The sequence below is a fragment of the Phaeobacter sp. QD34_24 genome, from assembly GCF_028890115.1.
In the GTDB taxonomy this organism is placed as follows: domain Bacteria; phylum Pseudomonadota; class Alphaproteobacteria; order Rhodobacterales; family Rhodobacteraceae; genus Phycobacter.
This window is the reverse complement of record NZ_JARCJD010000022.1, coordinates 1-25,307: the sequence shown is the minus strand read 5'-3', so window position 1 is coordinate 25,307 and position 25,307 is coordinate 1. Positions and strand designations below refer to the sequence as shown.

The 25,307-nt window shown below is 62.6% G+C and carries 20 protein-coding genes; 9 read left to right on the top strand and 11 right to left on the bottom strand.

Going from position 1 to position 25,307, the window contains the following annotated elements; genetic code table 11:
• Nucleotides 1-19: 19 nt before the first annotated feature.
• Together PXK07_RS15880 and PXK07_RS15875 are read right to left on the bottom strand one after the other, a co-directional pair.
• Entirely contained in the window at nucleotides 20-1,075 is a 1,056-nt protein-coding gene (locus tag PXK07_RS15880) for a transporter substrate-binding domain-containing protein (RefSeq protein ID WP_446728389.1), read from the bottom strand.
• 122 nt (nucleotides 1,076-1,197) lie between these two features.
• On the bottom strand, nucleotides 1,198-2,769 hold the full coding sequence (locus tag PXK07_RS15875; protein WP_274849345.1) for a Hint domain-containing protein: 1,572 nt from the start codon (nucleotides 2,767-2,769) through the stop codon (nucleotides 1,198-1,200).
• Between the two features lie 333 nt (nucleotides 2,770-3,102).
• On the opposite strand from PXK07_RS15875, the gene dapE reads away from it, so the two are divergent.
• From dapE to PXK07_RS15855, 4 genes are all read left to right on the top strand, one after another.
• On the top strand, nucleotides 3,103-4,248 hold the full coding sequence (gene dapE, locus PXK07_RS15870; protein ID WP_274849344.1) for a succinyl-diaminopimelate desuccinylase: 1,146 nt from the start codon (nucleotides 3,103-3,105) through the stop codon (nucleotides 4,246-4,248).
• Between the two features lie 48 nt (nucleotides 4,249-4,296).
• Nucleotides 4,297-4,884, top strand: coding sequence for a TIGR04282 family arsenosugar biosynthesis glycosyltransferase (locus PXK07_RS15865; protein ID WP_274849343.1), 588 nt, complete (start codon nucleotides 4,297-4,299; stop codon nucleotides 4,882-4,884).
• A gap of 51 nt (nucleotides 4,885-4,935) precedes the next feature.
• The gene (gene rnr / locus PXK07_RS15860) at nucleotides 4,936-7,218 is read left to right on the top strand and encodes a ribonuclease R (protein ID WP_274849342.1); all 2,283 of its coding nucleotides are present in this window, start codon (nucleotides 4,936-4,938) and stop codon (nucleotides 7,216-7,218) included.
• Between the two features lie 133 nt (nucleotides 7,219-7,351).
• Entirely contained in the window at nucleotides 7,352-8,686 is a 1,335-nt protein-coding gene (locus tag PXK07_RS15855; RefSeq protein WP_274849341.1) for a lytic murein transglycosylase, read from the top strand.
• Between the two features lie 74 nt (nucleotides 8,687-8,760).
• On the opposite strand, the gene PXK07_RS15850 is transcribed toward PXK07_RS15855, so the two are convergent.
• The 6 genes from PXK07_RS15850 to PXK07_RS15825 form a co-directional block, all read right to left on the bottom strand.
• Nucleotides 8,761-9,936, bottom strand: coding sequence for an ABC transporter permease (locus PXK07_RS15850; RefSeq protein ID WP_274849340.1), 1,176 nt, complete (start codon nucleotides 9,934-9,936; stop codon nucleotides 8,761-8,763).
• Nucleotides 9,937-9,941: 5 nt separating this feature from the next.
• Nucleotides 9,942-11,213 (bottom strand): ABC transporter permease, encoded by a 1,272-nt coding sequence (locus PXK07_RS15845; protein WP_274849339.1) that lies wholly within the window; start codon nucleotides 11,211-11,213, stop codon nucleotides 9,942-9,944.
• A gap of 131 nt (nucleotides 11,214-11,344) precedes the next feature.
• On the bottom strand, nucleotides 11,345-12,445 hold the full coding sequence (locus tag PXK07_RS15840) for an extracellular solute-binding protein (RefSeq protein WP_274849338.1): 1,101 nt from the start codon (nucleotides 12,443-12,445) through the stop codon (nucleotides 11,345-11,347).
• 83 nt (nucleotides 12,446-12,528) lie between these two features.
• Nucleotides 12,529-13,629 (bottom strand): ABC transporter ATP-binding protein, encoded by a 1,101-nt coding sequence (locus PXK07_RS15835; protein ID WP_274849337.1) that lies wholly within the window; start codon nucleotides 13,627-13,629, stop codon nucleotides 12,529-12,531.
• Nucleotides 13,630-13,967: 338 nt separating this feature from the next.
• On the bottom strand, nucleotides 13,968-15,362 hold the full coding sequence (locus PXK07_RS15830) for an aspartate aminotransferase family protein (RefSeq protein ID WP_274849336.1): 1,395 nt from the start codon (nucleotides 15,360-15,362) through the stop codon (nucleotides 13,968-13,970).
• A 65-nt stretch (nucleotides 15,363-15,427) separates the two neighbouring features.
• Entirely contained in the window at nucleotides 15,428-16,096 is a 669-nt protein-coding gene (locus tag PXK07_RS15825) for a GntR family transcriptional regulator (RefSeq protein ID WP_274849334.1), read from the bottom strand.
• Nucleotides 16,097-16,255: 159 nt separating this feature from the next.
• On the opposite strand from PXK07_RS15825, the gene PXK07_RS15820 reads away from it, so the two are divergent.
• The 5 genes from PXK07_RS15820 (at nucleotide 16,256) to PXK07_RS15800 (ending at nucleotide 21,591) form a co-directional block, all read left to right on the top strand.
• Nucleotides 16,256-17,341: a polyamine ABC transporter substrate-binding protein gene (locus PXK07_RS15820; RefSeq protein WP_274849333.1), complete on the top strand. Its 1,086-nt coding sequence runs from the start codon at nucleotides 16,256-16,258 to the stop codon at nucleotides 17,339-17,341.
• A 110-nt stretch (nucleotides 17,342-17,451) separates the two neighbouring features.
• Nucleotides 17,452-18,579, top strand: a complete 1,128-nt coding sequence (locus PXK07_RS15815) for an ABC transporter ATP-binding protein (RefSeq protein ID WP_274849332.1) — start codon at nucleotides 17,452-17,454, stop codon at nucleotides 18,577-18,579.
• Entirely contained in the window at nucleotides 18,579-19,460 is an 882-nt protein-coding gene (locus PXK07_RS15810; protein ID WP_274849331.1) for an ABC transporter permease subunit, read from the top strand. The genes PXK07_RS15815 and PXK07_RS15810 overlap by 1 nt, the downstream gene beginning before the upstream one ends.
• Nucleotides 19,457-20,272: an ABC transporter permease gene (locus PXK07_RS15805; protein WP_274849329.1), complete on the top strand. Its 816-nt coding sequence runs from the start codon at nucleotides 19,457-19,459 to the stop codon at nucleotides 20,270-20,272. Before PXK07_RS15810 ends, PXK07_RS15805 begins: the two co-directional genes overlap by 4 nt.
• A complete protein-coding gene (locus PXK07_RS15800; protein WP_274849328.1) occupies nucleotides 20,272-21,591 on the top strand; it encodes an NAD(P)/FAD-dependent oxidoreductase in 1,320 nt (439 codons plus the stop codon). Before PXK07_RS15805 ends, PXK07_RS15800 begins: the two co-directional genes overlap by 1 nt.
• Here PXK07_RS15800 and PXK07_RS15795 read toward each other — a convergent pair.
• From PXK07_RS15795 to PXK07_RS15785, 3 genes are read right to left on the bottom strand one after another with little or no spacing between them, the layout of a single operon-like run.
• A complete protein-coding gene (locus PXK07_RS15795; protein WP_274849327.1) occupies nucleotides 21,564-22,451 on the bottom strand; it encodes an aminoglycoside phosphotransferase family protein in 888 nt (295 codons plus the stop codon). The two genes, PXK07_RS15800 and PXK07_RS15795, sit on opposite strands and share 28 nt — an antisense overlap.
• A 60-nt stretch (nucleotides 22,452-22,511) precedes the next feature.
• Entirely contained in the window at nucleotides 22,512-23,195 is a 684-nt protein-coding gene (locus PXK07_RS15790) for a flagellar hook capping FlgD N-terminal domain-containing protein (RefSeq protein WP_274849325.1), read from the bottom strand.
• 3 nt (nucleotides 23,196-23,198) lie between these two features.
• The gene (locus tag PXK07_RS15785; protein ID WP_274849324.1) at nucleotides 23,199-24,995 is read right to left on the bottom strand and encodes a flagellar hook-length control protein FliK; all 1,797 of its coding nucleotides are present in this window, start codon (nucleotides 24,993-24,995) and stop codon (nucleotides 23,199-23,201) included.
• Nucleotides 24,996-25,307 lie beyond the last annotated feature (312 nt).

The window sequence follows — 25,307 nt, the reverse complement described above, 5'->3', positions numbered from 1 at the left end:
GCACCAATACCTCAGACGATCAGTTGCCGCCGCCAAACCAGCGTTTGTAGATCTGATCGTAGGTTCCGTCTTCCTGCAGCGCCAACAGGGCCCGGTTCACCTCTTCGGTATGAGGAGAGCCCTGCGGGAACAACAGACCGTAATTCTCACGCAGGAAGGCAGAGCCGATGGTGCGGCCGTGGCTCTCTCCCTGATGGCTGACATAGTAGTTCAGCACCGGCGCATCAAAGACCACGGCATCGATCTTTTTGCCCTCGAAGGCGTCGATCAGCTCGTCCAGGCCGGTGTAGCCATAGAAATCGATGTCCCGACGGTCCAGGAACCCGGCAGCGGTGGAGCCGGATATCGTCCCGACATTCTGTCCATAGAGATCGTTGACCGAGTTCACCTTGCCGGTGATGGCCTCGACCGTCATGGCGGTGGTGATCTTGGCGACGAAGACGGACACGACGAACAGCGAGGAAATCACCAGCAGAACGCCAAACAGGCGCCCGATGGGGGTGCGCGGCACCCGCTCTTCAAAGCCGCCGTTCACCACCAGATTGAGCGCCCACCAGAAGGAGGGAAACCAGGCCTCGTTCAGGGGGCGGTCGAAATAGGGCTGCGCGCGGCGTTCGAACACCCACATCAGCATGCCGCCGCCAAACAGCACCACAAAGGCAAGACCGATTGCCACCGCCAGATCCCAGGACAACATCGCCCGCCACAGGGACGGCGGGCGCACGTCTTCGGCATGGACCATGATCTGCAGGCCGCTTTCAAACACCGGCTGGCTGAAGTCCATCTCGGTTTCCCGCGCTGCGGTGATCGAGATATTCGCCGCCGCCAGATCCACCTCGCCCTGGCGCACACCGTCCAGCATTTCGGCAAAGCTGTCCGTGCGGTTGATCTCGTAGCTCCAGCCAAGGCGATCTGCCAGGGCATCCACCAGTTCGATGGAAAACCCGGTATCCTGTCCGTTTTCGACCATCGAAAACGGCGGACGTGTCACGGTATTGACCGTCAGGGTCTGTGCCCAGATCGCCTGCCCCCACAGCATGAGCAGGATCAACCAGGAATAACGAAGATAGCGCACAGCCGACAGGACCCGTTTATTAAGGAAATCGGAAAAAGTCTTAGGCGCTCCAAAGGCGTCACGCAAGCGTGATTGCCCTGACTTGACCTGACGCCACAGAGAGGGCAACGCTAGGCGACTGGTCAGGCGGCCTGCAGCGCCGTCAACAGGCGTCCTTCGACACCGGTCAGGGTCCGCCGGGCCGCGGGGCCGTATCCTGTGCCCGTCTCGGGATCCAGCTCAGGGAACAGGGCGCAGATCTCATCCAGCACCCGACGTTCGAACAGGCTGGGCGTCTCCGGCCCCGGCAGGAAGCTTTCGCTGGGCAGATCTTCCGAATAGATCACCTGGTGGCGATCGAACATCAGGTGGACATAGCACACCTGTGCCTGAGGCGCGCGCCGGACGCTGCTGTCGTTGATCAGATCGCGTGCCGCCACCAGGACCTCCGGCTCGCCGAACAGCAGTTCGGCGGCAGCGCCCCGTACCAGCACCCGGTGCTGGGGCGAGACCTCAAGATCCCGATGCGCCCCGAACGTGCCCGCAGCGATCCGCACCGGGGCCAGCTCTCCCTGCCCCGCAACCAAGCGCGATCCGGCCCAGCGCACCGGCTGCGGCCCCTCATCGCGGGTCAGGACCAGATCTCCCGGCTCCAGGCTCTCGACCGGTACATCGCCCCCAGGCGTGCGGATCAGGGTGCCTGCGACAAAACAGGGGATCGAGGTTGCATTAACCACACCGGTGTCAGAACTCACCCCGTTGTCGACGGTATAGGTGAAGGTGAAATCCTCCACATCGCCGTCCCCGATCAGGGTCAGCGTCCCGTCGGCGTTCAGCTCCACCTCCTGGCCGGTGCTGAGCGTGATGCGCGATCCCGCTGTCACCGCGATCCCGTTCAGATGGGTGATGGTCAGAGTTCCGCCCGCCGCATTCACATCATTGGCCAGCACATCGACGGTCTTGCTGCCGTCCGGCAGGACATGGACCAGATCGGTCTTCGCAACCAACCCGGTCTGGATCGAGTCCCCGGCAATCAGCAGGTTGCTGTCATAGGCACTGTCGCCCACATCCGCGATGCCGATCCGGATGGTGTTCACCGCGTCCGGATTGACATTCATGGTCAGCGTCATGGTGACCGTCAGCCCGTCCATCTCGGTGTTGTAGGTGTCATTCGTGTTGTCGAGGTACAGGTTCTGATTGTTTGTGGCGCTCACATTGTCCGGCGTCGCGGTCCCGCTGCCCACTTCCAGCTGGACCTGTTCCCCGTTGACCCAGACCGACACCACATCCTGAAAGACTGAGTTCTGATATTCCGGAAATTCCTCGGAGGAGAAGATGAACTGCATCGTCATCACCTCCCCATCCGGGACAAAACTCACATCGAGATAAGAGGCGTCATAGGTGCGCGCGCCCGCAGCTGCATTGAAATCCGCATTGTCGGTCTCGCCGCTGGTATTGGTCGACTGGTTCGGGCGCTGGTTCGCCTCGCCGCTGGAATTGGTATAGTCATCGGCGCGCCCGGTAGAGAGGATCACCCCCGTGTCGCCCGGCGTCGCCCCCGGCGCCAGGGCATCGCCCCCCGAGTAGATCCCCGAAGACCGGCTGTCCCCGGAATAGCTGGCGCTCACCACCGTGACACCGGGGCCAAAGATCTCCTCGGCCATCTCGTCGGCCGAGGCGTTCAGATTGTAGTTCAGCTCTGATGCTGCCACCATGACGGTCCCACCCATACTGCTGCAAGGCACATCTCTCCCGCCCCGGCCGCGCGGATGCACACCGGGCTTACCCCTCCAAAGAGGGCCCTTCTTGGGAATGAAATGCTGGCTCCGCCCGTCTGCCCGGCGGGTTGCCTGCCTCGTGTTCTTTTTGGTTAACGACTGATTAACACGATTCTTTTTCCGAGTCCCCGCCCCAGTGCGCGGTTCACGAAATGACCTTGGCGGCGCCACATTTTGCCGGGATCTGCCCGATTTGCGCCACGCCGTGATTTGCACGTCGGCAGGATCCGCGCTAGGCCATGATCAGCCGAAATTCCAGGAGCCCGTCCGATGACCCCGACCGATCCCGCACGCCTCACCGCCGATCTGATCCGCTGCCCCTCGGTCACCCCCGAGGAAGGCGGCGCGCTGGAGCTTCTGGAACGGACATTGAGCGCGGCAGGCTTTGACTGCGCCCGCGCCGACCGTAACGGCACCCCGAACCTCTTTGCCCGCTGGGGCGCCAAGGGACACGCCCGCACATTCGGTTTCAACGGTCACACCGATGTGGTGCCGGTGGGCGATGCGGCAGCCTGGAGCACCGATCCCTTCGGCGCCGAGGAAAAGGACGGCATCCTCTATGGCCGGGGCGCCACGGATATGAAATCGGGGGTGGCCGCCTTTGCCGCCGCCGCCATCGATTTCGTGAAAGAGACCCCGCCCGATGGCGCCGTGATCCTGACCATCACCGGCGACGAGGAAGGCGATGCCACGGATGGCACCACGGCGCTGCTCGACTATATGGCGGATCAGGGTGAAGCCATGTCCGTCTGCCTGGTGGGAGAACCCACCTGCCCCAACACCATGGGCGAGATGATCAAGATCGGGCGGCGCGGATCGCTGTCGGCCTGGTTCACCGTCACTGGCAAGCAGGGCCATTCCGCCTATCCGCATCGGGCCAACAACCCGCTGAATGCCATGGCGCGGCTGATGGATCGCCTTGCCAGCCACGAGCTGGACCAGGGCACCGAACATTTCGACGCCTCCACCCTGGCCGTGGTCACCATCGACACCGGCAACCCGGCAACCAATGTGATCCCGGCACAAAGCCGCGCCACGGTGAACATCCGCTTCAACGACGCCCACAGCGGCGCCAGCCTGAGTGACTGGCTGCGTGCGGAAGCCGACAAGATCGAGGCTGAGTTCGGCACCTCGGTCGACATGAAGGTGAAGATCTCGGGCGAAAGCTTCATCACGCCCCCCGGTGCCCTGTCGGATCTGGTTTCAAAGGCCGTTGAGGCGGAAACCGGTATCACACCCGAACTGTCCACCACCGGCGGCACCTCGGATGCGCGTTTTGTCAAAAGCCACTGCCCGGTGGTGGAGTTCGGCCTGGTGGGCAAGACCATGCACCAGGTGGATGAATGCGTCGAAATCGCCCAGATCCATCAGCTCAAGGCGATCTACTCCCGTATCCTGAAGGACTATTTCGCCTGAACCGGAGGTCTTGGTGATCCTGGGGCAGCACATGGTGAAGGAAGATTCATGAGGCGCCCAACCCTTGTCATCATGATCAAGGAACCGCGCCCCGGGCGGGTCAAGACTCGGCTGGCGCAGGGCCTCGGCATCATTCCGGCAACCTGGTGGTTTCGCCACCAATCGGCGCGGCTGATCCGCAGCTTGCGCGATCCCCGCTGGCAGATCGTTCTGGCGGTTGCCCCGGATCGGGCGGTCACCTCTCGGATTTGGCCCACGGATCTGGCACGCCTGCCGCAAGGTGGCGGTGATCTTGGGCAACGCATGAAACGAATGCTCCAAAATGCCGCGCCCCACGGCCCTGTGTGCCTTATCGGAGCCGACATTCCCGGTATCACTCGCGCCCATATCGCCCGCGCTTTTTCCGCCCTTGGCCCCCATGATGCCGTGTTCGGCCCCGCCACCGATGGCGGCTATTGGCTGGTGGGCGCCCGCCACCCGGCCCGCCTGCCACGCGACCTGTTTCAGGATGTGCGCTGGTCCAGTGAACATGCGCTGACCGATTCCATTGCGACCCTGCCCGGCTGGCGCATTGCACGCACGGACACCCTGCAGGACATCGACACGGTAGAAGATCTGCGCCGCAGCGGGGCCTGAGCCATGATTTTTCACGATGACCTTGCCCGCGCGCCGTGATACGCGGGATTCATGACCCGTATCCCCTCCAAGGCCGAAATCCTCGACTGGATTTCCGCCCACCCGACCCAGACATCGAAACGCGACATTGCCAAGGCCTTTGGCATCAAGGGGGCTGACCGGATCGACCTCAAGCGCGTGCTGAAGGAGCTGGAGGAAGAGGGGCACCTGCAAAAGCGCAAGAAAACCTACAGCGATCCCGACCAACTGCCCCCCGTCACCATCCTGACGGTAAAACGTCCCAGCCGCGACGGCGATCTTTATGGCCGCCCGCTGGAGTGGCACGGGGAAGGAATCGAGCCGGTCATCCTGCTGGTCCTGCGCGCCTCGGATCCTGCCTTAGGTGAAGGGGACCGGATCCTTGCGCGTCTGACTGCGGTGAAGGGTGAAGACCACAATTACGAGGGCCGCCTGATCCGCCGCATCGGCACCAACCCCAAGCGCGTGCTGGGCGTCTTTCGCACCGGGGCCGAGGGCGGCCGCATCGTGCCCATCGACAAGAGCGCCTCGACCGAGTGGATGGTCCCGACGGATGCCACCAATGGTGCCAAGGACGGCGAGCTGGTCGAGGCCGAACAGGCCGGACCTAAGGCGCGCATGGGCCTGCCCCGCGCCCGCATCGTGGAACGCCTCGGCGATCCTTCCGCGCCCAAGGCCGTGTCGCTGATCGCCATCCACCAGCACGGCATTCCCGACCAATTCCCCGATCAGGTCATGGCAGAGGCAGACGCCGCCAAACCCATCGGCCTCAAAGGGCGCGAGGATCTGCGCGATCTGCCGCTGATCACCATCGACCCCGTCGATGCCCGCGACCGGGACGATGCCTGTTTTGCCGAGGCGGACACCGATCCCAAGAACTCCGGCGGCCATGTGATCTGGGTCGCCATTGCCGATGTGGCGGCCTATGTGCATCCCGGCTCAGCACTGGACCGCGAGGCGCGCAAGCGCGGCAACTCCAGCTACTTCCCCGACCGCGTTGTGCCGATGCTGCCGGACCGTCTATCGGGCGATCTCTGCTCGCTGCATGAAAACGTGCCACGCGCCAGCGTGGTCGTGCGCATGCAGGTAGATGCGGAGGGCAACAAGATCGGCCATCGCTTCATGCGGGCGCTGATCAACTCCAGCGCGGCACTTAGCTACCAGGAGGTGCAGGACGCCATGGATGGGCGCCCCAGCGACAAGACCGCGCCCCTGCTGGACGATGTGATCAAGCCGCTTTACGCCGCCTATCGCGCCCTGACCAAGGCCCGCGCAGCGCGGCAACCGCTGGATCTGGACCTGCCCGAACGGCGCATCATTCTGGATGACGATGGTCACGTGGTCTCGGTCAATTTCCGTGACCGGCTTGAGGCGCACCGGCTGATCGAGGAATTCATGGTGCTCGCCAATGTGGCCGCCGCCGAAACCCTGATCCAGAAGCGCACGCCGCTGGTTTTCCGCGTGCACGAGGAACCGGCGCCGGACAAGCTCGATGCCTTGCGCGAAACCGCCCAGGCGGCCGGGCTTTCCCTGGCCAAGGGGCAAGTTCTGCAGACCCGGCATCTCAATGCGCTGCTGAACGCTGCGGCGGGAACGGATGATGCAGAGCTGATCAACATCTCCACCCTGCGGTCGATGCAGCAGGCCTATTACAACCCCGAGAACTTCGGCCACTTCGGCCTTGCGCTGCGCAACTATGCGCATTTCACCTCGCCCATCCGCCGCTATGCGGACCTGATCGTGCACCGCGCGCTGATCACCGCCCATGGCTGGGGGCCGGACAAGGGCAAGGATGGCCTCAGACCCGACGAGATCGAGCGACTGGACGATACCGCCACCCATATCTCGGAAACCGAGCGCCGCTCGATGATCGCCGAGCGCGACACCACCGACCGCTACCTGGCCGCCTATCTGTCGGAACGGGTGGGCAATGAATTCACCGGCCGGATCAGTGGCATGGCCCGCTTTGGCGCCTTCGTGAAACTGGATGAGACCGGCGCCGACGGGCTGGTGCCGGTGCGCACCATCGGGCGCGAGTTCTTCCACTTCGATGCCGAGGCCGGAACCCTGATGGGCGCCGATACCGGCTTTACCCTGGCCATCGGCCAGCGCGTCACCGTGCGCCTGACCCAGGCCGCGCCCGTGACTGGCGGGTTGGAACTGGAGCTGCTGTCGGTGGAGGATGCAACGGTGCCAACCGGCGGCGGGCGTGGGCGACGCAGCCCGGCGGGGCGCACCGTCAAACGCAAGGCCGCCAAATCAAAGCACAAGGCCGCCAAGACCAAGCGCAAGGTGGAGCGCAAGCGCCGGAAGTGATCCCGCATCCATGGCGCCCTGGCACCGGCGAGGCATCGCCTGTCGCAAACCCGGAATGAGACTGCGCCCTTTTGCCAGTGCCCGGCAAAGGCTACATTCACCTTGAGCAGTACACACACAAGGTAGATGTCACATGCGGATCTGGATGACGGCGGCAGCCCTTGCCGCGACCGGAACACTGGCTGGCGCGACCGCGCCCGATCACTCCCTGCGCCCCACAGGTCGGCCGATGGCACAGGATCAGACCGGGGTTCAACTGGCGGCGGCGACCTCGCTGCGCCCTGTGGCGCGCCCCGGAGAAGTTGCGCCTGTGATCGATGGGCCCGAAGAGGTGCAGCCCGTCGCCTCCAACAGCGCCTTTCAGGCCTGGATCAACGGCTTTCGCAAACGGGCCCTGGCGCAGGGGATCACCACGGCCACCTTCAACCGCGCCTTTCGCGGAGTGGAATACGACAATGAGGTCATCCGCCGCGACCGAAACCAATCGGAGTTCACCAAGACGCTGCAGGATTACCTTGGCAGCGCGGTCTCGGACACCCGCGTCAAGAACGGCAAGAAGGCCCTACGCGAGCAGCGCCGCCGCCTGAAACAGATCGAGGCCACTTATGGGGTCGACAAGGAAGTGGTGGTCGCCGTCTGGGGCATGGAAAGCAACTATGGCAACAACCGTGGCTCCATGGACGTGATCCAGTCTCTGGCGACACTGGCCTATGACGGGCGGCGCGGAAAGTTCTTTGAAAAGCAGCTGATCGCCGCGCTGAAGATCCTGCAGTCGGGCGATGTGCCGCCGCGCAAGATGACCGGCAGCTGGGCGGGCGCCATGGGGCACACCCAGTTCATTCCGACCTCCTACCTGGCTTACGCGGTGGATTTCACCGGCGATGGCAAGCGCGACATCTGGTCGGACAACCCCTCGGATGCGCTGGCCTCCACTGCCGCCTACCTGAAACGCTTTGGTTGGGTCAAAGGGCAGCCCTGGGGCGTAGAGGTGAAACTTCCGCGCGGGTTCAACTACGGGCTGGTGGGTCGGTCAATCAAGAAATCCCCCGCCGAATGGGCCAAGCTGGGGGTGACTGGCGTGGATGGCCGCGCGGTGCCCAACTATGGCTCCGGCGCGCTCCTGCTGCCTGTCGGCGGCAATGGTCCGGCCTTCATGGTCTTCAAGAACTTCTCGGTGATCGAACGCTACAACGCCGCCGATGCCTATGTGATCGGCGTCGGGCACCTGTCGGACCGCATCAAGGGCGGCGGTGAGTTCCAGGCGAAATGGCCGGGCGGGGATCGCTCCCTCACCTTCCGCGAACGCAAGGAGCTGCAGCGCAGGCTGACCCGCGCCGGGTTCGACACCGGCGGTGTCGATGGCAAGATCGGCCCAAAATCGCTGGAGGCCATCCGCGCTTATCAAAGCTCCAAGGGGCTGGTGCCGGATGGGTTTGCCTCATTCAAACTGCTGAAACGGCTGCGCTGATCCGCAATCCTCCCAACGAAAAAGGCCCCGTGCATCGCGCCGGGGCCTTTCTGTTTTGAAATGATCCGGTCCGATCAGCCGGGGCTCATGCCGCGCAGCCGTTCAGAGCGGCGACGCAGCAGCTCCAGCACGGTCAGCAGGGCAATCGAGATCGCCACCAGGATCGTGGCCACCGCCAGGATGGTGGGCGAGATCTGCTCGCGCAGGCCGGTGAACATCTGCCAGGGCAGCGTCTTCTGGCCGGCGGAACCGACGAAGAGCACCACCACTACCTCGTCAAAGGAGGTGATGAAGGCGAAAAGGCCGCCCGAGATCACGCCGGGCAGGATCAGCGGCATCTGCACCCGGAAGAAGGTGGTGACGGGATCCGCGCCCATATTCGCCGCTGCCCGCGTCAGCGAGCGGTCAAAGCCCACCAAGGTTGCGGTCACGGTGATGATGACGAAGGGAATGCCCAGCGCCGCATGGGCCAGGACGACACCGAAATAGGTCCCCTGCAGGCCGATGCGGCTGTAGAAGAAATACATGCCCGCAGCCGAGATGATCAGCGGCACGATCATCGGCGAGATCAGGATCGCCATGATCGCCCGGCGGAACGGAACATGCGGCTGGCTGAGGCCAATCGCGGCCAGGGTGCCAAAGCTCACCGACAGGACCGTCGCCATGGGGGCGATCTTCACCGAGTTCCACAGCGCCTGCTGCCAGTCGTCATTGGTGAAGAAGTCCTCGTAGTGTTTCAGCGAATAGCCCGCCGGATCAAACCGCAGCATTTCCGGGGTGAAGGTGAAGAAATCCTCGGCGTTGAAGCTGAGCGGCATCACCACCAGGATCGGGGTGATCAGGAAGACGAAGATCGCGCCGCAGATCACCCGGAAAGCATAGTGCCACAGCACCTGCCCCGGCGTGAGGTAGGGCGCCAGGTGTTGACGATAGCGCGAGGTTGCAAGCCAGAAGATGAACCAGCCCGCGAACCAGCCGAACAGGCCGCCCAGAACAGCAGCCGGAAGCCCGCCCAGGAAATAGCCAAGGACCAGGAACAGTGCGAAGGTGGCCCAGCGCAGGGGCTTTTCCTTGTCGGTCATGCCCGCAAAGACAAAACCAAGAACGCCCAGCAGCGCCGCGCCGATCAGGATGCCGATCAGCCCGGTGGCCTGCGCCGTGCCCACGAAAAGTCCAAAGAAGGCTCCGGCACCGGCTGCAACGGCAGCGGTGAAACCGGGGGTTTGGTTGGTGACAGGTGTCAGTGCCATGTTGCTTATCCCAGTTTCACGTTGTCGATGCCGACGATCTTGTCATAGGCCCAGTAAAGGATCAGGACGACCACCAGCAGGATCGCGCCCAGCGCCGCCGCCAGACCCCAGTTGAGCGAGGACGAGATGTGATAGGCGATCCGGTTGGAGATGAAGACACCCTTGGTGCCGCCGACGATCTCGGGCGTGATGTAGTAGCCGATGGCGAGGATGAAGACGAGGATCGACCCCGCCCCGATACCCGGCACCGACTGCGGGAAGTAGACCCGCCAGAAGGCCGTCCAGTTGGTCGCCCCCAGCGATTTCGCCGCGCGCAGGTAAGACGGATTGATCGTCTGCATCACCGAATACATCGGCAGGATCATGAAGGGCAGCAGGATATGGGTCATCGCCACGATGGTGCCGAACTGGTTGTTGATCATCACCAGACGCGCGTCATCCGCCACCAGCCCCAGCCACACGAGAACATCGTTGATCACCCCCTGCTGCTGCAGCATCACCTTCCAGGCGGAGGTCCGGACCAATAGCGAGGTCCAGAAGGGCAGCAGAACGAGAATCATCAACAAGTTCGCCGATCGCGCCGGCAGGTTCGCCAGGATCCAGGCCACCGGGTAGCCCAGCACGATGCAGGAGAAGGTGATCACCAGAGACATGAACATGGTGCGTTGGAACAGAGTGATATAGATCTGCTGATTCTCGGGCCGCGCCTCGGCGCCGTCCACGCCCTTCTGCATGTCGATGGAATTCAGGAAATAGCCGTTGGTGTACTTGGGACTGTAGGTCTGGATGGTGCGCCAGACTTCGGGGTCGGCCCAATCCTTGTCGATCTTGACGAATTTCTCTTTGAAGGGCGCATCCTCGGCGATGTCCCATTTCTTGACCTTGCGGCCAGACTTGCGGAACAGCGAGGAAATCCCGGTCATTTCATAGTTCAGGCGGGTGCCAAGCCGGGTATGGGTCTTGGCCTCGACCGCCACGATCAGATCGGCAGCCAACGCCGCATAGACCGCCTCGTCCGGGGCCTCGCCGCTGTTCGCGTCCCAGCCCTGCAGGGCGACAACGGTCTTTGGCAGCGTGTCGGCGACGATCCGGTTCTCGACCGAGCGGAACAGCATATCCGCAATCGGGAGAATGAAGGTCAGAAGGATGAACAGCAAAAGCGGCGCGACCAGCATCAGCGCACGCAGTTTCTGCATTCTCAGGGCGCGGGCCAGGCTACGCTTCAACGGCGTGCCGTCAGCCGCCAGCACCGGGCCGGATTGGGTGGTGTCGCTCATATCTATCCCTGTTCATTGCCCCGCCGTGTCCCCCGCGGGTTTTGCTCTTCCGGCCGTTCGAACGCGGCCTATTGCGAAGAGTGAGGTGCCAGAGAGCGGCGGGCGCTCTCTGGCGGTGTTTTCAGACCGGCTTACTTGGCGAGCCAGGCCTGGAATTTCGCGTCGATGTCGTCGCGGTAGTCAGCCCAGAACTCGTAGTTAAAGAGGGACGTGTTCTTGGCGTTGTTCGGATCGGTCGGCATGTGCGGCGCCATGTCGATGCCCAGATCGGCGTGCTTGCCAACCAGCGGCGCCGAGGAGGCACGGGCCGGGCCATAGGAGATGAACTTGGCCTGATCCGCCAGACGCTGCGTGTCGGTGGCGAACATGATATAGTCCAGGGCGCGGGCCTGACGTTCCGGCGACAGACCTGCCGGGATGATCCAGCCGTCCAGGTCGAAGACCTGCGCGTCCCACAGCATCGCAACCGGCTGCTTCTGCTCTTCGATGACCGAGAACAGGCGACCGTTGTAGGTGGAACCCATCACGACTTCGCCATCCGCCAGCAGCTGCGGGGTGTCGGCGCCTGCGGACCACCAGATCACGCTGTCCTTGATGGTGTCGAGCTTGGCCAGGGCCTGCTCCTGACCGGCTTCGGTTTCCAGGACGTCATAGACTTCGTCCTTGGCAACACCGTCACACAGCAGGGCCCATTCCATGTTGTTGATCGGACGCTTTTCCAGCGCGCGCTTGCCCGGATAGGCTTCCAGGTCGAAGACGTCGCAGATGTCATCCGGAGGCGTGTCGCCAACCATGTCGGTGCGGTAGCCGAAGGTGGTCGAGTAGACGATCTGCGGGATGAAGCAGTCGGAGACCAGCAGTTCGCCGAAGTCTTCGGAGGCAGGCGTGCCATCGGGCGCCGCTGCCAGCTGGGTGTCGGCATCGATTTCCAGCGCCAGGCCTTCGTCGCACAGGCGCATGGCGTCAGCGGCAACCACGTCGACCACGTCCCAGGTCACATTGCCCGCTTCGTTCATCGCGCGCAGCTTGGCCACGGCTTCGGCGGAGGATTCATCGTTGATGATCTTGACGCCGGTCTTGGCCGCATAGGGCTCGTGATAGGCCTTCATCTGGGAGTTCGAATAGGCGCCGCCCCAGGATACGATGGTCATCTCGTTTGCCATCTCGGCAAAGGCCATCGGTGCGCACAGCGCAGTGGAGGCTGCAAGGGCGGTCAGTTTGGTGAGTTTCATAAGCACTCTCTCCTTGTTGATCTTGAACTAAAGTCATCCCCCGGTCACTTCGCCGCCGAGGGTTATCCAGCTGCGCGCGGGCCTCAGGCGTCCAGCGCGCGGCAATCTTCGGGCAGCCAGCCGATTTCGATCTGCTGGCCGGGCTTCAGGCGGGTCTGGTCCGGTGCATTCCGGGTCTTGATGATGAACTCATCATTGCCGGCCACGCGGAGGCGAGTGCGGAAGATGTCACCCATGTAGATGAACTCCAGCACCTCTGCTTTCAGCGTATGCGCCCCTTCCTGAAGCCGCTCCTTGTTGTATTCGACGCGCTCGGGACGGATGGACACGCGGGTGCGTTCACCCGGCTGCGAGACATTGACCGGTTTACAGTCGATCAGCTCTCCATCATCCAGCTGCACCACGGCCTGGCCGTTGGTGATTTCCTTCACGGTACCTTCCAGGGTGTTGTTCTCCCCGATGAACTGCGCCACGAAGCTGTTTTCCGGCTCTTCATAAAGCTGATCCGGCGGCGCCAGCTGCTGGATACGGCCATCATCGAAGACCGCGACACGATCCGACATGGTCAGCGCCTCGGTCTGGTCGTGGGTCACATAGACCACGGTGATGCCCAGGCGGTGGGCCAGGTCGGTGATCTCGAACTGCATCTTTTCGCGGAGCTGCTTGTCCAGCGCGCCCAGCGGTTCGTCCATCAGAACCAGCTCGGGTTCGAACACCAATGCCCGGGCCAGCGCGACCCGTTGCTGCTGACCGCCCGACAATTGCGACGGACGGCGGCCGCCAAAGGCGCCCATTTCCACCATGTCCAGCGCGCGCATGACCTTCTGTTCGCGCTCAGACTTGCCCATCTTGCGCACCTCCAGCGGAAAGCTGAGGTTCTCGGCAATGGTCATATGCGGGAACAGGGCATAGTTCTGGAACACCATGCCGATGCCACGCTTATGCGGAGGAATGTTGTTGATCGACACCCCGCCCAGGCGAATGTCGCCGTGGGTGGCGGTCTCAAATCCGGCCAGCATCATCAGGCAGGTTGTCTTGCCGGAACCGGACGGCCCCAGCATTGTCAGAAACTCACCTTTGGGCATGACCAGGTTCAGATCTTTGACGACGAGCGTTTCGCCATCATAACTCTTCTGGACACGTTCGAATTCAACGAACGCATCACTGTTTGACGCATCAGCCAAAACAGGCTCCCCGTGTTAAGTCGGCAGTTTGTCTGCACTTGTTGCACCGATGTAAGCATACCCACCCCGCGGGATGCAACCGGATCGTCAATCGGCGCTTGCGACCAGCTTAGGCGCGGGCCTCAGAGGGATCGAACCATTTGCGACATCTGGAGGAGAATTTGCGACGCTTTTTCGATAGCAGCACAGAAGAATCCACTGGACATAACTGTCTGGTCAAAAACGGACCGCAGAACGAAGAGTATTCCGGTGCCGCCATCGCGGCACCGGGCCTGTTTTTAAGGCAGATTTGAGTCTCGGGGCCGACCCCGAGTCAGGTGCCCGAGTCGGGCCTCCTGTTAGGCGCTGTGCAGCAAATCCTGCTCTTTCAATGCCGCATAGCATTCGTCCAGCGACAGGCGCGCCCGTTCAATCAGCGTGTCGATCTCTTCCGGCTTGATCACCAGCGGCGGCGAGATGATCATCCGATCGCCCACATGGCGCATGACCAGATTGTTGGCAAAGCAGCGCTCGCGGCAGATATAGCCCACGGTGCCCGCAGGGGCGGCAAAGGCGGCGCGGGCCTCCTTGTTCGGCGTCAAGGCGATAGACCCCATCATGCCGACGATCTTGGCCTCGCCCACCAGCGGGTGATCGGTCAGCGCTTCCCACTTTTCCTTGAGGTAGGGCGCGGCCACATCCTGCACGTGACCGACGATGTTTTCCTCCTCCAGGATGCGCAGGTTCTCCAGCGCAACGGCCGAGGACACGGGATGCCCCGAATAGGTATAGCCGTGGTTGAACTCGTCCCCCGCGATCACAGCGGCAACCTCATCCGACACGATGGAACCGCCGATCGGCGCATAACCGGAGCTGAGCCCCTTGGCGATGGTCATGATATCGGGGCGGATGCCCATGGTCTGGCTGCCGAACCAATTGCCGGTCCGACCAAAGCCGCAGATCACCTCGTCCGCGATCAGCAGGATCTCGTACTTGTCGCAGATGCGCTGGATCTCGGGCCAATAGGTGGCCGGAGGCACGATGACACCGCCCGCACCCTGTACCGGCTCGGCGATGAAGGCCGCAACGCGGTCTTCGCCCAGCTCCAGGATCGCCTGCTCCAACTCCTGCGCGCGCTGCAGACCGAAGTCTTCGGGGGACATATCACCGCCCTCGGCCCACCAATGCGGCTGGTTGATGTGGTGAATGTCCGGGATCGGCAGGCCGCCCTGTTCATGCATGGCGCTCATGCCGCCAAGGCTGCCACTGCCCACGGACGAGCCGTGATAGGCATTCTTGCGGCTGATGATGATCGACTTGGTCGGCTTGCCCTTCAGCGCCCAGTAGTGGCGCACCATGCGAATGTTGGTGTCATTCGCCTCCGAGCCGGAGCCGGCAAAGAACACGTGGTTCAGATCGCCCGGCGCCAGTTCGGCAATCTTGTTGGCCAGCGCGATGGCCGGCACATGGGTGGTCTGGAAGAAGGTGTTGTAATAGGGCAGCTCGCGCATCTGGCGGGCGGCCACATCGGCCAGCTCATCCCGGCCATAGCCGATGTTGACGCACCACAGGCCCGCCATGGCATCGAGGATCTGGTTGCCCTCGCTATCGGTCAGGGTGACGCCATTGGCGCGGGTGATGATACGCGCGCCTTTCTGAGCCAATTCCCCATTGGCGGTAAACGGGTGCATGTGATGTGCCGCATCCAGCGCCTGCAATTCGGCCGTCGGCATATGGTTGGTGATCGCATTCATGGGAGTCGCTCCGAAACATAGAGATTGCCCCCAGAATATGATCAAATTTCACAGAGTCAATCGAATCAGTAACCCTCGTCCAACCCCATGCTGACCTGTTCCATGCCCTGACGAACGTCCCGCTCCATTGCCAGGGCGGCCATTTCCGGATCCCTGCGACGCAAGGCCTCAAGGATGTCCTTGTGACGGTCCGGAAAGCTCTGGGTTCCAAAGCGCCCGCAGACCACCCGCAGGGACGGCCCGAAGCGCAGCCACAAGCGGTCGGCAAGATCGGTCAGGATCGGTGCCGCTGCATGGTTGTATAGCGTCGTGTGAAAGCTGTAGTTCTGGGCCAGATACCCCGGCACATCTCCGGTTGAAATCGCCCGGTCCAGATCGCTGTCTATCTGTTCAAGGGCGGCGATATCGGCCTCTGAAACATTCAGGGTTGCCAGCCTTGAAAGCTCACACTCAATTGTTTTTCTTGCAAAAAGAAGCTCGTCCACATCGCCGGAGCTGAGCAGCGGAACCGAAACGCGCCGATTTCCCTGAAACACCAGCGCCCCGTCGGAGATCAGCCTGCGGATCGCTTCGCGCACCGGCGTCATGCCTGCTCCCAAAGACGCGGTCAGCCCCTGGATGGTCACCGCCTGCCCCGGCGCCAGTTCGCCAAACAGGATCTGCGCCCGCAACTGTTGATACACGGCCTCATGGGCGGGCCGTTTTGCCGTGCCTTCCTCTGTCGTTTTTGCCAAAGAACTGGTCCCTGTCACCGCTCGAATACCTCCCAATTTTTGGGCAGCTTGCACCAAACTCGCCCCGGTGAAAACATAAACGGTATTGCCCAAAGAGGCAAAACTTGATCAAATCCATTCCAGCCGGGCACTGAAACCGGCAGGCACAGGGAGACACTCATGACACTCAAGACGATGACACTGACCGCCGTCGTTGCCCTCAGCAGCGCCGCCGCCGTCGCGGAAGAGGTGCGCGTTTACAACTGGTCCGACTATATCGACGAAGCGCTTCTGGAAAAGTTCGAGACCGAAACCGGTATCAAGCTGGTCTACGATGTCTTCGACAGCAACGAACTGCTGGAGACCAAGATGCTGGCCGGCGGTTCGGGCTATGACGTGGTGGTCCCGACCGGCACCTTCCTGCAGCGGCAGATCGCGGCAGGCGCCTTCCAGAAACTGGACATGGCCAAGCTGCCCAACCACAAGAACATGTGGGACGTGGTCGAGGCCCGCACCGAGCAATACGACCCGGACAACGCCTATTCCATCAACTATATGTGGGGCACCACCGGTATCGGCGCAAATGTCGGCAAGGTGAAGGAACTGCTGGGCGAGGATGCCCCGATCAACTCGCTTGATCTGGTCTTCAACCCCGCCAACATGGAAAAGCTGGCCGCATGTGGCGTGCATTTCCTGGATGCACCGGCAGAGATGATCCCCGCCGCGCTGAAATACATCGGCGAAGATCCCAACAGCCATGACCCGGACGTGATCGCCAAGGCCGAAGGCGTCTTTGCCGCCGTGCGTCCCTACATCCAGAAGTTCCATTCCTCGGAATACATCAACGCGCTGGCCAATGGGGACATCTGCGTCGCCGTGGGTTGGTCCGGCGATGTCCTGCAGGCGCGTGACCGTGCGGCCGAGGCCGACAACGGCGTCGAAGTCGCCTATAACGCACCGGTCGAAGGCGCCCAGATGTGGTTTGACCAGATGGCCATCCCGGTCGATGCGCCGAACCCGGACGCGGCCCATGTATTCCTGAACTTCATCATGGATCCGCAGAACATGGCGGATGCGTCGAACTACGTCTATTACGCCAACGGCAACAAGGCGAGCCAGGAGTTCCTGGTCGAGGACGTGATCGGCGATCCGGCGATCTACCCGGATGAGGCAACCCTTGCCAACCTGTTCACCACCACGCCCTATGACCCCAAGGTCCAGCGTGTCGTGACCCGTCTGTGGACCAAGATCAAATCGGGCACCTGATCCCGAAAACCTGATCCGGCAGGGCGCCCCGTGCGCCCTGCCATTCGACGCTCCAAAACATTCAAGGTGGCCCGCGCCGCTTTGGACCTTGACCGCGCAGGGGGGCCGGCTTGACACTTCCCGTTTTTGAACCCTGGAACGATCCCGAGGCCAAGCCCTTGATCGAATTCCAAAATGTGACCAAACGCTTTGGTGACTTCACTGCCATCGATGATCTGACCATCGGCATATACGAGCGGGAGTTCTTTGCGCTGCTCGGGCCCTCGGGCTGTGGCAAGACCACGCTGATGCGCATGCTGGCAGGGTTTGAAACCCCGACGGAGGGCAAGATCTTCCTGTCCGGCCAGGACATCGCCCCGGTGCCCCCGAACAAGCGCGCCGTGAACATGATGTTTCAATCCTATGCGCTGTTTCCGCATCTCAGCATCTGGGACAATATCGCCTTTGGCCTGAAGCGCGAGGGTCAATCAAAGGCTGAGATCGAAACCCGCGTCAGCGACATGTTGCGCCTGACCCGGCTGGAAAAATTCGCCCGGCGCAAGCCGCATCAGATCTCGGGCGGGCAGCGGCAGCGGGTGGCACTGGCCCGCAGTCTTGCCAAGGCGCCGAAACTTCTGCTGCTGGATGAACCGCTTGGCGCGCTCGACAAGAAGCTGCGCCAGGATACCCAGTTCGAACTGATGGACATCCAGGAGAAGACCGGCACCACCTTCGTGATCGTGACCCACGACCAGGAAGAGGCGATGACCGTCGCCAGCCGCGTGGCCGTGATGGACAACGGCAAGATCATCCAGGTCGCAACCCCTGCCGACATCTACGAGGCGCCAAATTCGACCTATGTGGCCGACTTCATCGGCGATGTGAACCTGATCGAAGGCACCGTCAAACCGACCGGTGACGCGACCTATGCGCTGCACTGGCGCGAGGGCGCTGAGCCGCTGACCGTCAAGACCGCCACCGGATTTTCGGACGGGCAGACCGCGCATCTGGCGATCCGCCCCGAGAAGGTCACCATCTCTGCCGAACGCCCCGACGGTGCCGACAATGCGGTCGAAGGCAAGGTTCTGGATATCGCCTATCTCGGCAATATCTCCACCTATCACGTGGAGCTGCCCTCGGGCGTGGTGATCAAGGCGCAGACCGCCAATACCCGCCGCATTTCGCGCCGGGCCTTTACCTGGGAAGACACTGTCTGGCTGTCCTGGACCGCCACGGCAGGCGTTCTCTTGGCTGACTGATGCGCCGTTTTGCCCTGATCTCCATCCCTTACCTGTGGCTGCTGGCGCTGTTCCTGGTGCCCTTTGCCATCGTCCTGAAGATCTCGCTGTCCGATGTGGCGCTGGCACGCCCGCCCTATATGCCGCAATTCGACTGGGCCACGGGCCTCTGGGCCTTCCTGTCCGAGCTGGATTTCGAGAACTTCGTCTGGCTGACCCAGGATGATCTGTACTGGAAGGCCTATCTCAGCTCGCTGCAGATCGCCTTCTTTTCGACGCTGCTGACGCTGCTGGCGGGCTATCCCATCGCCTATGGCATGGCGCGCGCCCCCGAGGAATGGCGCGCCACGCTGATGATGCTGGTGATCCTGCCCTTCTGGACCAGCTTCCTGATCCGGGTCTACGCCTGGATGGGGATCCTGTCGAACGAGGGTTTCCTGAACCAGGCCCTGCTGTGGCTGGGTGTCATCAACGAGCCGCTGACGATCCTCAACACCAACACCGCCGTCTATATCGGCGTCGTCTATACCTACCTGCCTTTCATGATCCTGCCGATCTACGCCGCGCTTGAGCGGATGGACGATTCCCTGATCGAGGCGGCCGAGGATCTGGGCTGTTCGCGCCTCTCCGCCTTCTGGCTGGTGACCGTTCCCCTGTCCAAATCCGGCATCGTCGCCGGTTGTTTCCTGGTCTTCATTCCAACCTTGGGTGAATTCGTGATCCCGTCGCTGTTGGGCGGTTCCGACACGCTGATGATCGGCAAGGTCCTGTGGGAAGAGTTCTTCTCCAACCGCGACTGGCCCGTTGCCTCGGCGGTGGCGGTGGTGCTGCTCTTGCTGTTGATCGTGCCCATCGTGCTGTTCCAGCGCAACCAGCAGAAGCAACAGGAGGCCGAGCAATGAATCGCATGAGCTGGTTCAACACCGTCTCGCTGAGCTTGGGCTTTGCCTTTCTCTATATCCCCATGGTGATCCTGGTGATCTTCAGCTTCAACGAAAGCAAGCTGGTCACCGTCTGGGCAGGCTTCTCGACCAAATGGTACGGCGAGCTGATGCAGAACGAGGCCTTCCTCAATGCCGCCTGGGTCACCATCAAGGTCGCGGTCTTCTCCTCGACCATCGCGACGGTCCTGGGCACCATGGCGGCCTATGTCATGGTGCGCGGCGGGCGGTTCTTTGGCCGTACCCTGTTTTCCGGCATGATCTACGCGCCGCTGGTGATGCCCGAAGTGATCACCGGCCTGTCACTGCTCTTGTTGTTCATCGGGATCGGCCTTGATCGCGGCGTGCTGACCATCGTGCTGGCCCATACCACCTTTTCCATGTGCTATGTCTCAGTGGTGGTCTCCTCGCGGCTGGTGACCTTTGACCGGTCACTGGAAGAGGCCGCGCTGGATCTCGGCTGTTCCCCGGCAGAGGCGTTCCGCCTTGTGACCCTGCCGATCATCGCCCCTGCGGTGATTTCCGGCTGGCTTCTGGCCTTTACCCTGTCGCTGGACGATCTGGTCATCGCCTCCTTCACCTCGGGGCCTGCGGCCACCACCCTGCCGATCAAGATCTTCTCGGCGGTGCGCCTTGGTGTCTCCCCCGAGATCAACGCGCTCTCGACCATCATGATCGCCATCGTCACGGTGGGTGTCATCACCACGTCGCTGGTGACCAAGCACCAGATGGTACGCCAGAAACGGGACGAACAAGAAGCGGCCCGCACCTGATGCGGCGGATCTTCTCGGACTACGCCTACGGGCCAGAGCCGCGAAACGGCTGCTGGTGGGATGAGACCATCGCGGCCCCCGACTGGCCGCAGCTGAGCGGGGAGATCAGTGCGGATGTGGCGATCATCGGCGGTGGCTTCACCGGCATGTCCGCCACCCTGCACCTGGCAGAGGCCGGGGTGAAGGTCGCCCTGCTGGAGGCCGAGACCCCCGGCTGGGGTGCCTCCGGGCGCAATGGCGGCTTTTGCTGCCTGGGCGGAGCGAAACTGTCCGGCGCCGCCATGCAGCGCAAATACGGCGAAGAGGCCACCCGAATCTATGCCGCTGGAGAAATGGCTGCCATCGATCTGGTGCGGGGCCTCCTGGACCGGCACGGGATCGACGCAGACACCCACTCCAAGGGCGAAACCCGGATGGCGCATAGCCCGCGCGCCATGACGGCCTTGCGCCGTGAAGCGGAGTTGATCGCAGCCCATGGCGGCGCGGTGCAGCTTCTGGAACAGCCGGAGCTTGCCGAACACGGGCTGAACGGGCAGTTTTTTGGAGCGCTGACCACGCCTGCCGGATTTGGCCTCAACCCGCGCAAATACCTGTTCGGCATTTCGGATGCCGCGCAACGGGCGGGCGCAACGCTGTATCAAAAAAGCCCCGTGACCAACCTGACTTCGGCTCCGAATGGCCATGTCCTGACCACCCCGCAGGGCAGCCTGCAGGCGAAACAGGTGATCATTGCCACCAATGGCTATTCCTGGGACGGGCTGCCCGATTGGCTGTCGGGACGCTACATCCCGGCGCAATCCACCGTCATGGTGACCCGCCCGCTGAGCGATGCAGAGCTGCAGACGCAGGGCTGGTTCAGCGATCAGATGGCCTATGACACCCGCAACCTGCTGCACTACTTCCGCCTGATGCCGGATCGGCGTTTCCTGTTCGGCATGCGCGGCGGTCTCTTTGCCTCGCCCCGTGCCGAGGCCGGGATCCGGCAGGCCTTGCGCAAACACTTCGAGGATCTCTTCCCCGCATGGCGCGATGTGGAAGGCACCCATGTCTGGTCCGGGATGGTGTCGATGGCGCGCAATCTGGTGCCCTTTGTGGGGCCGGTTCCCGGTGCCCCGGGCCTGTTTGCCGGTCTATGCTATCACGGCAACGGGGTTGCGATGGGCAGCTACGCCGGGCGGCTGTTGTCGGATCTGGTGCAGGGACAGCAGCCCGCGCTGCCCTATTCGCCGGTGATGCAGAGCATGGGCAAGTTTCCCCTGGGCCGCGCGCGGCGGGCCTTGATGCTGCCCGCCTATGCCATACTGGGGCTGATGGACTGAAGCGCGGCCAATTCCAGCCGCATCGCCTCCCGGTCCTGAAATCCGCCCTGCTCTGCCTGCCATAGGCAATAGGCGGCCATGCGCCAATGAAACCAGGGCAGAAGCGCCTGCACCCGCGCCACCACAGGGCGGTTTGGATAGGCTGCAAGGAAGCTCTCTGCCTCGTCCCGGCTGAGCGGTGCACCGCGATAAAGGACCTGCATGGCCGGGGACAGGAACAGCGCCAGATCCTCGGCCGGATCGCCCATCTTGGGGCATTGCCAGTCGATCAGGGTCAACCGACCCCGATGGGCCACCAAATTCCCCGGCACGGGATCGCCGTGAATGAGACTCTTGTCTGGTGTCGGCGGCACATCTCCGACCGGGCGCAGCGGGCGCAGATCCGCCCCCGCCTGGCAGCGCGCCAAAATGTCTTCGGCCTGCGTCCCCAGCATCGCGCTGCCATTGGCGCCCTCGGGCAGGCCCGCCAATACAGGCTGGGCATGCAAACGCCCCAGGAGACGGGCCACGGCTGCGGTGCCATCTTGCCAGGGACCGCCTTCGAGATGGGAATAGGCCAGCCAGTGATGCCCTTCGAAACAGCCCGCACGCACCAGGTGCGGCACCATCCCGGTGTGGTCCAGGGTCCGCAGCACAGCCATCTCACACTCAGGATCATTGGCAAACAGCGGGTTGTTCCCATCCTGGAGGTAGAGTTTCACCACCAGGGACCCCATGCGCCAGACATGGTTCGACCGCCCCCCGGTCAGGATCCGAGGTGCGCGCGCATCCAGCCCCAGGCCATTCAGATGCGCCAGGAACCGGGCGTTGAAGTCACATGACAGGGCTGGCAGGGTCCGCTCCCATTGGCAAGCGCCCACGAATGCGGGCCGTCAGAACGACAGCGCGCAACCGAAATAGCGGACCCGGTCAGGGGTGGATTATGCGTCCGTGGCGCGGTTGCGCAGGCCTGTCACAGAGGAGGCCAAGATTGCCGAGCCGCCCTCGGTAATCAAGACCACATCGTTGCCCAGCATCTGGGTTTCCTTCACCTCGGTATAGACCTCGGCCAGATCCGACAGCAGCACATCGTCGCCGCGGCGGCTTTCGATGGTGAACGTGTAGCTGCCTTCCTCCACCGTATTGCCATCCGCATCGGTGCCATCCCAGGAATAGGGTTCGGCCGCGACGGGCAGTGCAATCCGGTTGACCTCGGCACCGTCGGCGTCGCGAACGATCATCGTGACCGCATCGGCACTGGCGGCGGGATTCGGAGAGACCACAACAGGCGACGTGCCGTTGAAATAGCCAGGCGCCGATACCCGCGCTTCCATGCCGACCCAGCCGGACATCGCCGCCATATTGGACAGGCCCAGCTGATTCTGCATGGCCACCAGGGTCTCATTGCCCTGCACCTGCTGTTCCACCATCGAGAACTGCGCCAGCTGCGATGCGTATTCGGTCGAATCGAGCGGTTCCAGCGGATCCTGATACCGCGCCTGGGCGGTCAGCATCTTCAGGAAGGTCTCGAAATCAGAGGTCAGCCCGGTTGCGCGCTGAGATTGAGCGCTGCTGGTCTGAGTCGTCGTCGTTGCGGTTGTTGCCGCGCTTACAGCATCAGTCATCGTCTATACCCTCATGTCCATGCCGGAGGAGCCCAGCTGGAGATTTTGCTTTTCTGAATCGGCTGCGACCTCGCTCGCTGCCATCTCTGCGGTCCCGCCAAGCGTGCCGCCGCCGTCACCCCCCAGGCCTTGCTCTGCCTGTCCACCGAAGGACTCACCGCTGCTGAATTCAAACGAGATGTCCTGGAACCCCATGCGGCGGAATTCCTCGGCCAGTTCGTTGATATGGCGCCGCATCAAGTCACCGGTTTCGGGGCGTTCCGTCTGGATGGTCATCACGATGCCGGTGTCACTGGTCGAAACACGCATCTTCACGCGCCCCAGTTCTTCGGGGTTCAGCGAGACATCCATGTTGCGCTCACCCTTGGCTGCAAAGGCCTCGGCCAGCTGGGTGGCGATCATGCGCGGCATCTCGACTCGATGGGTGGCACCCGGTTGGAACACAGCTTCGGTCAGAAGCTGCGGCAAACCGGGAAGATCCGCCGTCAGGCTGGCCTGACCGGCAACCGAATCAGCGATCAGAGACGGGTTCTGCGAAAACTTGGCCGTCACAGACTGCACGGGCTGGCTGAGGGAAATGGCCGCGCCAATTGTGGGCGCCGCCGAGAATGTGGCCGTTTTTGCTGGCGTTGCGTTTTTTACCTCCGCGACAGGCTGTGCAGCGCCGTCCCGGATGCGGTAGCGCGATTTGCGGGCCTCTCCGGTTTCGGCATTTTGCACCTGCATCTGGAACACAGACTGCGACGCGGATTGGGTCGTGTTCGCCGCGGTGGACGGTGCAGCGGTTGCCCGCGCGTCGGATGGCTTTTCACCCGCCGCTCGCAGCGATTCGGCCTCCGCCGTCACCGCCGCTTCGGCCGTCGCCGCGCCCTGGCCTGGCTTGACCTGTCCGGCATTGGATGCTGCCTGCGCCTTTACCTGCGCCTCGCTCTGCGGCGCGGCCGCGCGTGCAGCCCCTTCCGATCCCGAGCGTGCTGTTGCTTCTGTTGCCGTGCGTGCAGTTGCCTCTGGTGCCGAGCGTGCAGTTGTCTCTGTTGCCGTGCGTGCAGTCTGCCCGTCCGGTCGGCTTTGTCCGGTCTGCGCTGATGCGGGCATCTCTGCCTTGCGGTCAACCGATGCTTCGGACTGCGCAACCGTCTTGTCACCTGCGCCGATTCGCTCCGGGGCCTGGCTCGCCAGGGTTTCCTTTCCAGCAGCAGCACCCGGTTGTGCCTGCCGCTCGCGCATAGATGCATCGGCCTCAGTATCAGACGACTGGGATGTGCCCGCGTCAGAAGGCAGCTCTTTGCCCGTGGGCAAGGCGCCTTCTTTGGACGCAAGCTTGGATGATGGTGTGTCCTGGATCGGCTGAGCCGCGGACTGCGTGGTCCCGCTCGACTCGCCGCTTGTCCGTGAGCTCCGCAACGGCGCATCCGCTGCCAAGCCATCGGCCCCAGAAAATTCTGCCTCAGCGATTTCAGCTTCGGTCAGCTCCGCATCACCGGCTTGGGCAATCTGCGTTTCCTCAGGCGCTGCCTGATTCTGTCCCGCAACGACTTCCCCGTCGGAGGCCGGTGTGTCCGCAGCCACCTGCTTTACCGCCCCGCTTTCCGGTTTTTCCTGTGCCAGCTTGTCCTGGGTCGGGGCGGAAACGGTTTCAGCCTTGCTGGAAGCGCCTTCTACATAGTCGGCAAATGGGCGCTCTTTTGAAGACTTCGCGGCGATGACCTTGGATCTATCCTGCGATGTATCAGAGGCTGTTGAGGCCTTGGTCCCGGTGGCTCCGCCAAGGGCTTGGCCTATAAGTGATGTGCTGTGCATGGGCTTCCAGACGTTCTATCTCGATGCCCCCGGTCTACAGCAAAGCGGTTACGGCAATTTTAACCGGTTCTGTCGCAGTCTCTGAAAAATCGATGCAATTCGAAACTTCTTTCGCTCTGAGGCCAGAATGTCAGATCCAGTATTACCCCCGTTGTCGCAACAGCTGCCAAGTGCCGCCCTTGCAAAGGCATCCAACCCCACGGCCGAGGATCCCTTGCGCAAGGCCGCAATCGATCTAGGGTCAGGACTCATAGCCAGTAAATGACGAGCGCTGCGAGTGCGATGGCTGACAGGAAGACCTTTGGGCACCTG

What these genes read in the sequence shown, in the direction of transcription:
- PXK07_RS15785 (WP_274849324.1), bottom strand. Translation starts at nt 24,995, where the DNA reads ATGCACAGCACATCACTTATAGGCCAAGCCCTTGGCGGAGCCACCGGG.
- PXK07_RS15875 (WP_274849345.1), bottom strand. Translation starts at nt 2,769, where the DNA reads ATGGTGGCAGCATCAGAGCTGAACTACAATCTGAACGCCTCGGCCGAC.
- PXK07_RS15820 (WP_274849333.1), top strand. Translation starts at nt 16,256, where the DNA reads ATGACACTCAAGACGATGACACTGACCGCCGTCGTTGCCCTCAGCAGC.
- PXK07_RS15810 (WP_274849331.1), top strand. Translation starts at nt 18,579, where the DNA reads ATGCGCCGTTTTGCCCTGATCTCCATCCCTTACCTGTGGCTGCTGGCG.
- PXK07_RS15840 (WP_274849338.1), bottom strand. Translation starts at nt 12,445, where the DNA reads ATGAAACTCACCAAACTGACCGCCCTTGCAGCCTCCACTGCGCTGTGC.
- PXK07_RS15845 (WP_274849339.1), bottom strand. Translation starts at nt 11,213, where the DNA reads ATGAGCGACACCACCCAATCCGGCCCGGTGCTGGCGGCTGACGGCACG.
- PXK07_RS15855 (WP_274849341.1), top strand. Translation starts at nt 7,352, where the DNA reads ATGCGGATCTGGATGACGGCGGCAGCCCTTGCCGCGACCGGAACACTG.
- PXK07_RS15865 (WP_274849343.1), top strand. Translation starts at nt 4,297, where the DNA reads ATGAGGCGCCCAACCCTTGTCATCATGATCAAGGAACCGCGCCCCGGG.
- PXK07_RS15850 (WP_274849340.1), bottom strand. Translation starts at nt 9,936, where the DNA reads ATGGCACTGACACCTGTCACCAACCAAACCCCCGGTTTCACCGCTGCC.
- PXK07_RS15790 (WP_274849325.1), bottom strand. Translation starts at nt 23,195, where the DNA reads ATGACTGATGCTGTAAGCGCGGCAACAACCGCAACGACGACGACTCAG.
- dapE (WP_274849344.1), top strand. Translation starts at nt 3,103, where the DNA reads ATGACCCCGACCGATCCCGCACGCCTCACCGCCGATCTGATCCGCTGC.
- rnr (WP_274849342.1), top strand. Translation starts at nt 4,936, where the DNA reads ATGACCCGTATCCCCTCCAAGGCCGAAATCCTCGACTGGATTTCCGCC.
- PXK07_RS15830 (WP_274849336.1), bottom strand. Translation starts at nt 15,362, where the DNA reads ATGAATGCGATCACCAACCATATGCCGACGGCCGAATTGCAGGCGCTG.
- PXK07_RS15805 (WP_274849329.1), top strand. Translation starts at nt 19,457, where the DNA reads ATGAATCGCATGAGCTGGTTCAACACCGTCTCGCTGAGCTTGGGCTTT.
- PXK07_RS15800 (WP_274849328.1), top strand. Translation starts at nt 20,272, where the DNA reads ATGCGGCGGATCTTCTCGGACTACGCCTACGGGCCAGAGCCGCGAAAC.